Below are 12,765 nucleotides of genomic sequence, written 5' to 3'. Positions count from 1 at the left end.
CTCGTTGGACTCAAGCCGCACGGCCTCTGAACAATGGTGACAGGCCGCGACGCCAGACGTCGTCCATAAAACAATACCAACAAGCCGAGGCAAGCATGAACCCATCCGGCGTGCAACAGATGTCTTCCCCCAGCTCGACCGGGCCATTGGCCTGGTATCGCGACATCGACAAACAGCAACGACGCACCTTCTGGAGCTGCAAGATCGGCTATGGCCTGGATGGCATGGACACGCAGATGCTCAGCTTCGTCATTCCCACGCTGATCCTGATGTGGGGCATCAGCACCACCGAGGCCGGGCTGATTCATACCAGCACCCTGATCGCCTCAGCCATTGGCGGGTGGATCGCCGGTATTCTCTCCGACCGCATCGGTCGCGTGCGCACCTTGCAACTGACGGTGCTGTGGTTCGCCTTCTTCACCTTCCTGTGCGGCTTCGCCCAGAACTACGAGCAGTTGCTGATTGCCCGTACCTTGATGGGCTTCGGTTTCGGTGGCGAGTGGACCGCTGGCGCGGTGCTGATCGGCGAAGTGATCCGCGCCCAGGACCGTGGCAAGGCGGTGGGCATGGTGCAATCCGGCTGGGCCATCGGCTGGGGGCTCACGGCGATTTTGTACGCGCTGCTGTTCTCCTGGCTGCCGGCGGAGCAAGCCTGGCGGGCGTTGTTCCTGCTGGGGCTGGTGCCGGCGGTGTTCGTGATCTTCGTCCGTCGTCTGGTCAAGGACCCGGAGGTCTATCGTGCGGCCAAGGCGGTGGAAAAGGCCGAGGCGCCTGCGCATTTCTACGAGATCTTCGCCCCCGGCATGCTCTGGACCACCGTGCGAGCCTCCCTGCTGACCACTGGCGCCCTGGGCGGCTACTACGCCATTACCTCCTGGCTGCCGACGTTCCTCAAGAACGAGCGCGGCCTGAGCGTGCTGGGCACGGGCGGTTACCTGGCCATGGTGATCGTTGGCTCGTACGTGGGCTATGTGGTCAGTGCATACCTGTCCGATCTGCTGGGGCGCAAGAAGAACTTCATCCTGTTCGCCGTGGGTTCGTTCGTCATCGTGCTGCTGTACACGCAGATGCCGGTCAGCGATGGCGTGATGTTGTGGTTGGGCTTCCCACTGGGCTTCTTCGCCTCGGGCATCTTCAGCGGCATGGGGGCGTTCCTGACCGAACTGTTCCCCACGCGTATCCGGGGATCGGGGCAGGGTTTTTGCTACAACATCGGCAAGGTGATCGCCGCGCTGTTCCCGTTGATGATCGGGCTGCTCGGCCAGAAGGTGCCCTTGGGGCTGGGCATTGGCGTGTTTTCCGCAGTTTCGTACGGCGTGGTGATCCTGGCGGCGCTGAGCCTGCCGGAAACCCGCGGCAAACAGCTTCAGGCACGTTAAGGTAGGCATATGAACATCGACACGGGAGCACGCAAGGTGAAACGCCTGCTACTCAATTGCGACATGGGTGAGAGTTTCGGCAACTGGCGCATGGGCCTGGACGCTGACGTCATGCCTTACATCGACTGCGCCAACATTGCCTGTGGTTACCATGCCGGTGACCCGAGCATCATGCGCCGTACCGTGGCCATGGCGCTGGATCACGGAGTGACCATCGGTGCCCATCCGGCCTATCCAGACCTGGTTGGCTTCGGTCGCCGGTCGATGGCCTGCAGCAACGAGGAAATCCGCGATCTGTTGCATTACCAGATCGGTGCGCTGGACGGCATCTGCAGGGTGCTTGGCGGCCGGGTGGCTTACGTGAAGCCCCATGGTGCGCTGTACAACGACATGATGGCCGACCCAATCAAGCTGCGCACCGTACTCGAAGCCGTGGCGGCCTATGACGCCGGTTTGCCAGTGATGCTGATGGCCACCGCCGACGACAGCGCGGCCCAGGCGCTGGGTGATGAAATTGGCGTGCCGCTGTGGTTCGAGGCGTTCGCTGACCGCGCCTACACCGCCAGTGGGCATCTGGTCTCCCGCCGCTTGCCGGGCGCTGTTCACCACGACCCGGCGCTGGTGGTCGAACAGGCCCTGCACCTGGCCCATGGCGAGGCCCTGGTCGCCAGCGATGGCAGCGCGCTGCGCCTGAACGCCAGCACCCTCTGCGTGCACGGCGACAACGACAGCTCCGTGGCCGCCGTGCGCCAGATTCGCCAAGCCCTCGATGCGCTGGAGCGCGCATGAAGGTGCGTATCGAGGTCGTGGCCATCGACAGCCTGATGGTGCGCCTGTTCGACGCCATCGACGAAGCCAACATGCCGTGGATCCTGGCGGCCAGCCAGCGGCTTCGGGCGGCCTTCGGTGAGCGCCTGGTGGATCTGGTGCCGTCCTATACCACGTTGATGGTGCAGTGCGACCTGGCGCCGGCAGAGGCGAGGAGGTTGATCGTACACGCGCTGGAAGGTGTGCAGCCAGATACAGGCAACAGCGGGTATCGGCATGAGATTCCGGTGTGGTACCACGCCAGTGTCGGCCCTGAACTGCCGGTGCTGGCCGCCCGCAGCGGCTTGTCCGAGGACGAGGTGATCCGTTTGCACAGTGAGCGCGAATACCCGGTTTTCGCCTTGGGCTTTGCCCCCGGTTTCGGCTTCATGGGGCTGGTGGACGAGCGCTTGGCCTCGCCACGCCTGAGCACTCCGCGCAAACGCGTGGCGGCGGGCAGCGTCGGTATTGCCGAGCGCCAGACCGCGGCCTACCCGGCAGTATCGCCAGGGGGCTGGAACTTGATCGGGCGCACCCCGGTTCGTTTGTTCGACCGACAACGCGAGGGCTACAGCTTGCTGCAACCGGGTGACCGGGTGCGCTTCGTGGCGGTCACCCATGCCCGGTTCCTGGCGTTGGGTGGCGATGACAGCCCGCTGGAGGCACAGGCATGAAGCAGTTGAGGATCGAAACCAGCACCGCGCTGTGCCAGGTGCAGGACGCAGGGCGCTTTGGCGTCCGGCATCTGGGGGTGACCCAGGGCGGGGCGTTGGATTGGGTGGCGATGTACTGGGCCAACTGGCTGCTGGGTAATCCATTGGGCGCGCCGGTAATCGAAGTGGCGCTGGGCGGTTTTACCGTCCTGGCCGAGCAGGATTGCGTGCTGGCCCTGGCCGGCGCTGACCTGGATGCGCGGCTTGACGATCAACCTTTATCGCCTTGGCGCGCGTTCACGCTGGCCAAAGGGCAGCGGCTGACACTCAGGCAGCCTAAACAGGGCGTTCGAGCCTACCTGGCGGTGCCCGGTGGGGTCGATGCCGAAGCTGTCCTGGGTAGCTGCGCCACGGTCGTGCGTGAAGCATTGGGCGGCGTCGATGGTTGCGGGGCGCCTTTGAGCAAGGGGCAGGTGCTGACGTTCGAAGGCAGCGCATCGGCCTTGAGTGAGGTGCCCGAAACGCTGCGTCCAGGCTATGGCGTAAAGCCTGTTCTGGACCTGGTGATGGGCGCGCAGATCGGGGATTTCAGCGGCACCAGTCTGTTCGAGGCGTTCAATTCGGACTGGACGCTGGACAGCCGCGCCGATCGCATGGGGATTCGCCTGTTGGGACCGCAATTGGTCTACCAGGGCGCGCCGATGATTTCCGAGGGTATCCCCCTGGGAGCCGTGCAGGTGCCACCGGATGGGCAGCCGATCGTGCTGCTCAATGACCGTCAGACCATTGGTGGGTATCCACGACTGGGGGCATTGACGCCGCTGGCACTGGCGCGATTGGCCCAGTGCATGCCGGGGGCGACGGTGCGGTTCAGGGCAGTGCTTCAGGAGGATGCCTGGCGGGAGCAGCAGGCTTACCTGCGCCGTTGGGGGTAACGCCAAAGGCCCTGTCGCCCCGACGACCCGTGGCGACAGGGCCGCTATCGACCGAGCCTACTTCGACAGATACCGCATGCCATCCTCCAACCCCTGCAAGGTCAGCGGGTACATCTTGTCCTCGATCAGATCCCGTACCAGATGCGTCGAAGCCGTGTAGTCCCAGGCTTGCTTAGGATAGGGGTTGATCCAGATGATCTTCTTGAATTTCTCCATGAAGCGCTGCATCCACACATACCCGGCTTCTTCGTTCCAGTGCTCGACGCTGCCACCGGGCTGGGTGATTTCGTAAGGTGCCATCGCCGCATCCCCGACGAACACGACCTTGTAGTCATCGCCGTACTTGTGCAGCAGGTCGAAAGTGGAGAAGCGCTCCGAGGTGCGGCGCAGGTTGTTCTTCCACACCGACTCGTACACGAAGTTGTGGAAGTAGTAATACTCCAGGTGCTTGAACTCGGTCTTGCAGGCCGAGAACAGTTCTTCGCACACCTTGACGTGGGCGTCCATCGAACCGCCGATGTCGAACAGCAACAACAGCTTGACCGTATTGCGCCGCTCGGGGCGCATCTGGATGTTCAGCAGCCCGGCATCGCGGGCGGTGTGGTCGATGGTGCCGTCGATATCAAGCTCTTCGGCGGCGCCTTCGCGAGCGAACTTGCGCAGGCGGCGCAGGGCCAGCTTGATATTGCGGGTGCCGAGTTCGACCTGGTCGTCTAGATTCTTGTACTCGCGCTGGTCCCAGACCTTGACCGCCTTGCCCTGGCGCTTGCCGGCCTCGCCCACGCGAATGCCTTCGGGGTTGAACCCGCCCGAGCCGAACGGGCTTGTGCCGCCGGTGCCGATCCACTTGTTGCCGCCGGCGTGGCGTTCCTTCTGTTCTTCGAGGCGCTTCTTGAATTCCTCGATCAGCTTGTCCAGGCCGCCCAGGGACTGAATCTGCGCCCTTTCCTCATCGCTGAGCGAGCGTTCGAACTCCTTGCGCAGCCAGTCCTCGGGGATCAGCGCCTCAAGGTGTCGGTCGAGGTTTTCCAGGCCCTTGAAGTAGGCCGAGAACGCCCGGTCGAACTTGTCGAAATGACGCTCGTCCTTGACCAGGATGGCCCGTGCCAAGTAGTAGAATTCGTCCATGTCGGCGAACACCACACGCTTTTGCAGGGCATTGAGCAGGTCGAGCAACTCGCGCACCGACACCGGTACCTTGGCCGCGCGCATTTCATTGAACAGGTTGAGCAGCATGGCCGGCTCCTGTCAGCGGTTGCCGCGTCGGCTCATGAAGGCCAGGCGCTCCAGCAGTTGCACGTCCTGTTCATTCTTCACCAATGCCCCGGCCAGCGGCGGGATGGCCTTGGTCGGGTCGCGCTCGCGCAGCACCGCTTCGCCGATGTTGTCGGCCATCAGCAGTTTCAGCCAGTCGACCAGCTCGGAGGTAGACGGCTTCTTCTTCAGGCCCGGTACCTTGCGCACATCGAAGAACACGTCCAGCGCTTCACTGACCAGCGATTGCTTGATGTTCGGGAAGTGCACGTCGACGATCTGCTGCAGCGTGTCGCGATCGGGGAAGGCGATGTAGTGGAAGAAGCAGCGGCGCAGGAAGGCGTCGGGCAGCTCTTTTTCGTTGTTGGAGGTAATGATGATGATCGGGCGCTGCTTGGCCTTGATGGTCTCGTCGATTTCGTAGACGTAGAACTCCATCTTGTCGAGCTCTTGCAGCAGGTCGTTGGGGAACTCGATGTCGGCCTTGTCGATTTCGTCGATCAGCAGGATCACCCGCTCGTCAGCCTCGAACGCCTCCCACAGCTTGCCCTTTTTCAGGTAGTTGCGCACGTCGTGGACCTTGTCCACGCCCAGCTGCGAATCGCGCAGGCGACTGACCGCATCGTACTCGTACAAGCCCTGGTGGGCCTTGGTGGTGGATTTGATGTGCCAGGTGATCAAACGGGCGCCGAAGGAGGCGGCGAGTTGTTCGGCGAGCATGGTCTTGCCGGTACCCGGCTCACCCTTGACCAGCAACGGGCGCTCCAGGGTGATCGCTGCGTTGACTGCCAGTTTCAGATCGTCTGTGGCGACGTATTCACGGGTACCTTCGAACTTCATGAACCGCTCCTCGGTGGGTGTCCGTACTGGCCCTCGCGGCGTACCGGAGGGAGCCGGGTTGTCGGCGACAGGGCCGAAACGGACAACACAGGTTTGTCATTTGCCAGCGACTATAACCCGCGCCCAGGCAGCTGGAAACGCAGACCGGGCATTCAGTCTCTGAATGGTGCGTCGCGCTAATATTCAGTCGGAATCAGGAGAAGGCTGCTCATAACGTGCATTGAATGCTTCGATGAAGCCATTGCGCAGTATCTGCAGGAAGGCCTCGAAGGCGCTGACATCCTGCTTGTGTACGCTGCCACTGAGTTCCACGCGGGTGGCGAACTGGTTCTTGGGCTGGTTTTTCAGCACGGTTTCGCTGGCACCGACCAGCACCTCCCAGATCGAGCGGAACCAGCCTTTGTTCTTGTTCTCGACATCCTGCTGCCAGTCGAACACATCGACATCGCGCAGCAGCGGCTTGATGTAGCCGCTTAGCCTGCCGTCGCTGGCCTGGGCTTCGATCACCAGGTCGCCATGGCCGGCATTGAAGTCGAACTTGCCGTAGGCACTGGCAAAGTCGTTCAGTCGGCGCAGTTCGATGCCGGTGGCACGCAGGCGGAATTCGAAGTTGTCGAAGTCGCTGAACGGGTCGAAGGTCGCGCGGCTTTCTACCCGCGCATCGCCCAGCAAGCGAGCGCTGCCGTCGAAACGGGCGTCACGACGGCCTTTTTCGTTGCGTACGTTGGTCAGGTTGAGCACCTTGGCGTTGAGCTGGGTGGCCTTGAGGTCGACCGGCGGTCTGGAGTTGAAGTTATGAAAGTTCAGGGTGGCGTCTTCGATACGTACCTCATTGAGGGTGATGGGCAGCAGCTTTTCCAGCTGTTGACGCCAGTCGGTACCCTGGCCGGTCTGCGAGGACTGCTTGTTGCCACCATCGACGAAGTTAAGCTCGGGGCGCACGAAGGTGACCTCAGCGACGACTGCCCGGTCATACCACAGCGAACGCCAGCTCACCGAGAGGTCGATCAGGGGGGCGTCGAGCAGGGGCACTGGCACCTTGCCGGTGGTCTTGACGATCTTCAGGCCGTTGATCTGGTAAGCCCCTCGCCACCAGGCAAGGTCCACATCGCTGACCTGGCCGCGGTAGTCGCCCATATCGGCAAGTTTTTCGTTGAGGTAGTCGCGCACCAGGTAAGGCAGTGCCAGGTGCAGGGCCGCCAGCAGCACGAGCAGGCTGGCCAGGCCGACCAGCGGCCAACGGTAGCGAGCGGTCATTGGGGCTCTCCTGGGCAGGTTGAAGGGTGGACCACGGGGCTGGCGGGGGAGTTCGAACAGGCTTTACTGGCCACCGGGGCAGGCTTAACCTTGAAGTCTTTCCCTGCATCTCATGTTCAAGGACACTGCCATGAGCCGTATCTACGCAGACAACGCCCATTCAATCGGCAATACGCCGCTGGTGCAGATCAACCGCATCGCCCCGCGTGGGGTGACCATCCTGGCCAAGATCGAAGGGCGCAACCCTGGTTATTCGGTGAAATGCCGGATTGGCGCGAACATGGTCTGGGACGCCGAGAGCAGCGGCAAGCTCAAGCCGGGCATGACCATCGTCGAACCCACCTCGGGTAACACCGGTATCGGCCTGGCTTTCGTTGCAGCGGCCCGAGGCTACAAGCTGATCCTGACCATGCCGGCGTCCATGAGCCTGGAGCGACGCAAGGTGCTCAAGGCCCTTGGTGCCGAACTGGTGCTCACCGAGCCTGCCAAGGGCATGAAGGGGGCGATCGAGAAGGCCAATGAAATCGTCGCTGGCGACCCTGATCAGTACTTCCTGCCCGGCCAGTTCGACAACCCGGCCAATCCGGCGATCCACGAAAAGACCACCGGCCCGGAAATCTGGAACGACACCGACGGCGCTATCGACGTGCTGGTCGCAGGCGTTGGCACCGGCGGCACCATTACCGGTGTATCGCGCTATATCAAGCACACCCAGGGCAAGTCGATCCTCTCGGTGGCCGTGGAGCCGGTGGCTTCGCCGCTGATCAGCCAGACCCTGGCCGGCGAAGAGCTCAAGCCCAGCCCGCACAAGATCCAGGGCATCGGCGCAGGCTTCGTACCGAAGAACCTCGACCTGTCGATCGTCGACCAGGTGGAGACGGTCACCGACGAAGAGTCCAAGGCCATGGCCATCCGCCTGATGCGCGAAGAGGGCATTCTTTGCGGTATCTCCTGCGGCGCGGCCATGGCGGCGGCGGTGCGCCTGGCCGAAAAGCCGGAGATGCAGGGCAAGACCATCGTGGTGATTTTGCCCGACTCCGGCGAACGCTACCTGTCGAGCATGCTGTTCAGCGACATGTTCAGCGAGCAGGAAAACCAGCAGTAAGCTGACACCGGGCAATACTCGGCGAACCGGTTTATTACAAAATCTTTAATACAGCCATCCCGTTCCGGTTGTTTTTACCGGAGCGGGATCGGTTTATGATGGCCGGATGATTTTCGTCAGCATCAGGCAGCGCTGGCCTGCTGCTCAGCAAGGAGTGTTGCATGACCTTTTCCTTCGTCGCCAAGGCAGGTGTGCTGCTGGTGTTCTTCGGCAGCGTGCTGTTCGTGCACCTGCGTGGCAAGGCGCGGCTCCCGGTGTTGCGCCAGTTCGTCAACCATTCGGCACTGTTCGCCCCCTACAACGCGCTGATGTACCTGTTCTCCGGAGTGCCGTCCAAGCCTTACCTGGACCGCACACGCTTTCCTGAGCTGGATGTGCTCAAGGATAACTGGCAGGAAATCCGCGAAGAGGCCATGCGCCTGTTCGACGAGGGCTACATTCGCGCTGCCGAGAAGGACAACGACGCTGGCTTCGGGTCGTTCTTCAAGAAAGGCTGGAAGCGCTTCTACCTGAAGTGGTACGACAAGCCGCTGCCATCGGCCGAGGCACTGTGCCCCAGGACCGTCGAGCTGGTCAGCAGCATTCCAAACGTCAAGGGCGCGATGTTTGCGCTGTTGCCCGGAGGCAGCCACCTGAACCCGCACCGCGACCCGTTCGCCGGCTCCCTGCGTTATCACCTTGGGCTGTCCACGCCGAACTCCGATGCCTGCCGTATCTATGTCGACGGGCAGGTGTATGCCTGGCGTGACGGTGAGGACGTGATGTTCGACGAGACCTACGTGCACTGGGTCAAGAATGAAACCGACGTCACCCGCGTGATCCTGTTCTGCGACATCGAGCGCCCGCTCAGCAGCTCGCTGATGACCCGCATCAACCGTAAGGTCAGCGCCTTCCTCGGGCGTGCCACCGCGCCGCAGAACACCGATGACGAGCGTGTTGGCGGCATCAACCAGGCGTACGCCTGGAGCAAGCGCTTCAGCAACAAGATCAGCACCCGCATGAAGCAGTTCAAACGCGCCAACCCCAAGGCCTACCGCATCCTGCGGCCAGTGCTGGCAGTGGTGGTGGCGTACTTGCTGTATCGCTGGTTGTTCTGATTGTTGCGAAAGGTCGCCCTGGGGCCGCGTGGCGGCCCTTTCGCGACACAAGGCCGCTGCCACCGCTCATCGAGTGCTTGTCGCAGGAACAATCCACCGCTATAGTCCTTCGCAGTCATTTCCTCGAAGACCCTGTTCATGCCTGCCATCCCTACCACCACATGCTTCGCCATCGCGCCAGTCGCGGGCAGGGGCGTGCGTGGCAGTCAGCAGCCGGTCATGATCAGTCATTACCCACCACCTGTCAGTGGCGTCGTAGGCGGCGTAGCTCCGCCTCGCTGCGGGGTCGTGCTGGGCTGATCGGCTTCTGGCCGTCTCCCTTCGCACCCGCAACCTACTGAACACGGTCGGCGACTTCCCTCACTGAAGCACACGCCCTCCGTTCGGCTTTTTTGCCCGATTACAGGTGGCATACATGTCTGTCTTTTCCAAAGCGTCCGTGGCCTCGGCGGCCACGACCAGTCTGTTCGTCCTGCTGTGGAGCAGCGGTGCGATCGTTTCCAAGCTCGGTCTGGCCCATGCCAGCCCGTTTGCCTTTCTCCTGCTGCGCTCGGCGCTGGCCTTGGCCGGTCTGCTGCTGATCAGCCCGTTGCTCGGACTGCGTTGGCCGCGAGGCCGTGCGGCGGTGCTGCGGGCCTTGGGCACCGGTTGCGTGCTGCTGGGCGCCTACCAGATCTTCTACCTGCTGGCGCTCGACACCCACGTCACCCCTGGGGTGATGGCCACGGTGATGGGCGTGCAACCGATCCTCACCGTGGTGATCATGGAACGCCAGCGTTCCTGGAGCCGGCTGTTCGGTCTGGGCCTGGGGCTTGGCGGGTTGGTGATGGTGGTGTTTCAGGGCATCAACCTGGGCGGGGTATCGCTGGCCGGCATGCTGTTCGCATTGCTGGCGCTGGCCAGCATGACGTTGGGTTCGATCCTGCAAAAGCGCATCACCGACAACCCCATGGGCACCTTGCCGCTGCAGTACCTGGCCGGTTTTGCCCTGTGCGGGCTATTCGCACCGCTGCAACCGCTGCATGTGCAATGGAGCGGTGGCTTCATCGGCGCGCTGCTGTGGATGGGGCTGGTGGTGTCGTTGCTGGCCACCTTACTGCTGTACCGGCTGATTGCGCGGGGTAACCTGGTCAACGTCACCAGCCTGTTCTACCTGGTGCCTGCGGTGACGGCGGTGATGGACTTGCTGATCTTCGGTAACCGCCTGGCGCCGCTCAGCTTGTTGGGCATGGGGCTGATCGTGGTCGGTCTGCTGTTCGTGTTCCGCAAGCCGGCGGCACGGTTGGCCGAGGCGTAAGCGCTTAGCGGAACTCTTCGGGGATGGTGTGGCGCAGCACGCCTTCCTCGAAGTCCAGTGTGCCGGCTTCGCGCTGGGTCAGCAGATAGTAGAGCACGGTGTCGAGTGAACGTGCAGGCGGGACTTCGACGGCCAGCATCCTTACCGCCTTTTCGACTTCGCAGGGGCAGCCAAAATCCTCGAGCGCTGCGCGCACTTGTTCCAGGTCGCCTGCGGCTTTTACCAGGATGCGGAACACCGAAGCACCGCCGCCGTGCAGCAGGGTTTCGAACCAGCATTGTTCGCCGTCTTCACGGATGCTGATGGTGTCGCCGGGTGCGATGCCGTAGGCATAGAAGGGAATGCTGTCGACCTTGTAGCCAGCTACGGTGGGCTTTGCCCAGAGGCCTTCGACCGACGCGGGTGGGTAACCTTGGGCATCCTGCTCCAGGCGCCAGAGCACGATCTTGTAGGCTGGGGTTTGCTCGGGGGGCATGGGGCGTTACGTGTCGGGAGGGCTGCCTATCGTAATGCGGTTTGGCTTGGGTGTCTGTACCGATTGAGATTGGGTAGGGGCCACCTGGGGCATGCCGAGCGTTTTGTTGCGTATTCGAAACCGAGCGCCGCCCGCGCGGCGCATCGCGAGCTCCTACGTTTGTATTCGGCCAAAACGCCTGTGACAGGTGCGCGCGACCGCCTTGTGTGTACGTCGCGCGCAATTCGCGCAGGCATAATTGGCCCGAAACAAACGTAGGCGCTCGCGATGCGCCGCGCGGGCGGCGCTCGATCTCAAAAGCGGCACAATGCCACCGACAAGCCCATCAAAAATAATACCCAATATTGATATTGGTCCGGTAATACCAGTCATTGCTACCCACCGAGCGGGTGCTGGTCCAACCGGTCCCGTTCTCCGCGCCGCCGAAAGGGTTGGCATTGCGTGCCCAGGTCAAATCGACCCAGGCCATGATCGGCATGGCCAGGAACTGGGCGCCGACCGTGAACATCTGCGAGTCGTCCCAACCGTTTTTATCTTTCATCATCCGGCTGTAGTCGGTGTAGAACTTGATCTTCTTCAATTGCCCCAGGTTGGGCGTGAACACGTCGTAGCCGACGTTCACCGCACCGATGGTCGCCTTCGAGGCAATCAGGTAGGCCGGCGTCAGGCCATTGCCTCCCATCAATACGGCGTCGTCACTGACCCCTGCCGGGTTCTTCGGGTCGTACGCATAGCGGATCGCCTGGCCAGTGATTGTCCATGGCCCGTGATTGAACAGGGCATGCACGCCGCCAGCCCAGTAGTCGCCGTCATCGTCAGTGGTGGCGTTGTACAGTTCAGCCGCTGCCAGCGACGCGCCGAGTTCGGATTTCCAACCTTCGCCACTGAACGTGCGGGCCACGCGCGCGTTGATCTGGTGGCGCTTTTCGTTGTCCTGGCGAGACTGGGTGAAGGGAACGGCGTTGTCGTTCAAGTCGGCATAGCGCCCGACTTCTGGCGAGTAACGCAGGCTGGAGGGCAACATGCGCGGGAAGTACCCCAACTGCAGGTCCCATCGATCATCCTTGTAGCTGTATTTGAGGCCCGTACCGGCACTCACGCCGTAGCCCATGAAAAATGGAATGTGATAGCTCCAGCCAAATTGCGGGTAGGGTTCCAGGCCGAAGGGTTTGAACGGCGCGCCCAGTTGCAGGTTGGCTTGCGGGCTGAGGCGGTAGCCGACGAAGCCGCGGTCGATGGAGCGTTTGCCGTCATCCTGGAACCAGTAGCCGACATCGCTGAATAACTGGCGGTGGCTGGCCTGGACATCCAGGCGGAAGGTGTCGAACAGGAAGCGGCCATTGTTCTCGGTGGTATCCCAGTGCTCGTCGCGGTAGTTGATGCGCAGGGCTCCGCCGATATCCAGGCTGCTTTGCCCATCGTCACTGCGCCAGGCGATGTGTGGGAACGGCTTCTTGACCGCTGGCGGCTGGTCGGGGGCGGCGGGGCCGGGTTCGGAGGCGAGACTTGCGCAACTGCCGAGAATGAAACCGAGGCTTATCACATATTTGTTCATGCCATGCCCTGCAAGATTAAGTAGTTTTCCCCAGGCAATAAGGGAGCGTCGCCCTGGATTGCGGGTTTTTTGTTTCAGGGGTGATATGTTGTTTTGCACAGGGAATGGAGC

The 12,765-nt window shown here is 62.2% G+C and carries 12 protein-coding genes; 7 read left to right on the top strand and 5 right to left on the bottom strand.

Going from position 1 to position 12,765, the window contains the following annotated elements; translation table 11 throughout:
* Window positions 1-95: 95 nt before the first annotated feature.
* The 4 genes from P3R38_RS18455 to P3R38_RS18440 are packed head-to-tail and all read left to right on the top strand — an operon-like array spanning window position 96 to window position 3,774.
* The gene (locus P3R38_RS18455) at window positions 96-1,379 is read left to right on the top strand and encodes an MFS transporter (RefSeq protein ID WP_023381754.1); all 1,284 of its coding nucleotides are present in this window, start codon (window positions 96-98) and stop codon (window positions 1,377-1,379) included.
* A gap of 9 nt (window positions 1,380-1,388) precedes the next feature.
* The gene (locus tag P3R38_RS18450) at window positions 1,389-2,168 is read left to right on the top strand and encodes a 5-oxoprolinase subunit PxpA (protein WP_027907425.1); all 780 of its coding nucleotides are present in this window, start codon (window positions 1,389-1,391) and stop codon (window positions 2,166-2,168) included.
* Complete coding sequence (pxpB, locus tag P3R38_RS18445) at window positions 2,165-2,860, top strand: 5-oxoprolinase subunit PxpB (RefSeq protein WP_023381752.1); 696 nt, start codon at window positions 2,165-2,167, stop codon at window positions 2,858-2,860. The genes P3R38_RS18450 and pxpB overlap by 4 nt, the downstream gene beginning before the upstream one ends.
* Window positions 2,857-3,774 carry a biotin-dependent carboxyltransferase family protein gene (locus P3R38_RS18440; RefSeq protein WP_277686487.1) on the top strand — a complete coding sequence of 306 codons (918 nt, stop codon included), beginning with the start codon at window positions 2,857-2,859 and terminating at the stop codon, window positions 3,772-3,774. Before pxpB ends, P3R38_RS18440 begins: the two co-directional genes overlap by 4 nt.
* Before the next feature lie 57 nt (window positions 3,775-3,831).
* Here the strand turns inward: P3R38_RS18440 and P3R38_RS18435 are convergent, their stop codons facing one another.
* The 3 genes from P3R38_RS18435 to P3R38_RS18425 form a co-directional block, all read right to left on the bottom strand.
* The gene (locus tag P3R38_RS18435; RefSeq protein ID WP_023381750.1) at window positions 3,832-5,010 is read right to left on the bottom strand and encodes a VWA domain-containing protein; all 1,179 of its coding nucleotides are present in this window, start codon (window positions 5,008-5,010) and stop codon (window positions 3,832-3,834) included.
* A gap of 12 nt (window positions 5,011-5,022) precedes the next feature.
* Window positions 5,023-5,868, bottom strand: a complete 846-nt coding sequence (locus tag P3R38_RS18430; protein WP_023381749.1) for a MoxR family ATPase — start codon at window positions 5,866-5,868, stop codon at window positions 5,023-5,025.
* Between the two features lie 183 nt (window positions 5,869-6,051).
* Complete coding sequence (locus P3R38_RS18425) at window positions 6,052-7,125, bottom strand: DUF748 domain-containing protein (protein ID WP_023381748.1); 1,074 nt, start codon at window positions 7,123-7,125, stop codon at window positions 6,052-6,054.
* Between the two features lie 130 nt (window positions 7,126-7,255).
* On the opposite strand from P3R38_RS18425, the gene cysK reads away from it, so the two are divergent.
* From cysK to P3R38_RS18410, 3 genes are all read left to right on the top strand, one after another.
* On the top strand, window positions 7,256-8,230 hold the full coding sequence (gene cysK / locus P3R38_RS18420) for a cysteine synthase A (RefSeq protein WP_277686486.1): 975 nt from the start codon (window positions 7,256-7,258) through the stop codon (window positions 8,228-8,230).
* 161 nt (window positions 8,231-8,391) lie between these two features.
* On the top strand, window positions 8,392-9,327 hold the full coding sequence (locus P3R38_RS18415; protein WP_023381746.1) for an aspartyl/asparaginyl beta-hydroxylase domain-containing protein: 936 nt from the start codon (window positions 8,392-8,394) through the stop codon (window positions 9,325-9,327).
* Between the two features lie 415 nt (window positions 9,328-9,742).
* A complete protein-coding gene (locus P3R38_RS18410; protein WP_104883394.1) occupies window positions 9,743-10,624 on the top strand; it encodes a DMT family transporter in 882 nt (293 codons plus the stop codon).
* A 4-nt stretch (window positions 10,625-10,628) separates the two neighbouring features.
* On the opposite strand, the gene P3R38_RS18405 is transcribed toward P3R38_RS18410, so the two are convergent.
* A complete protein-coding gene (locus P3R38_RS18405) occupies window positions 10,629-11,099 on the bottom strand; it encodes a DUF4265 domain-containing protein (protein ID WP_027907428.1) in 471 nt (156 codons plus the stop codon).
* Between the two features lie 325 nt (window positions 11,100-11,424).
* Complete coding sequence (locus P3R38_RS18400) at window positions 11,425-12,654, bottom strand: hypothetical protein (RefSeq protein ID WP_277686485.1); 1,230 nt, start codon at window positions 12,652-12,654, stop codon at window positions 11,425-11,427.
* Between the last annotated feature and the right edge of the window lie 111 nt (window positions 12,655-12,765).

The organism is Pseudomonas sp. NyZ480 (assembly GCF_029537255.1).
Taxonomy (GTDB): domain Bacteria; phylum Pseudomonadota; class Gammaproteobacteria; order Pseudomonadales; family Pseudomonadaceae; genus Aquipseudomonas; species Aquipseudomonas taiwanensis.
The sequence above is the reverse complement of the archived record's forward strand: the minus strand, read 5'-3'. Positions and strand labels throughout refer to the sequence as shown.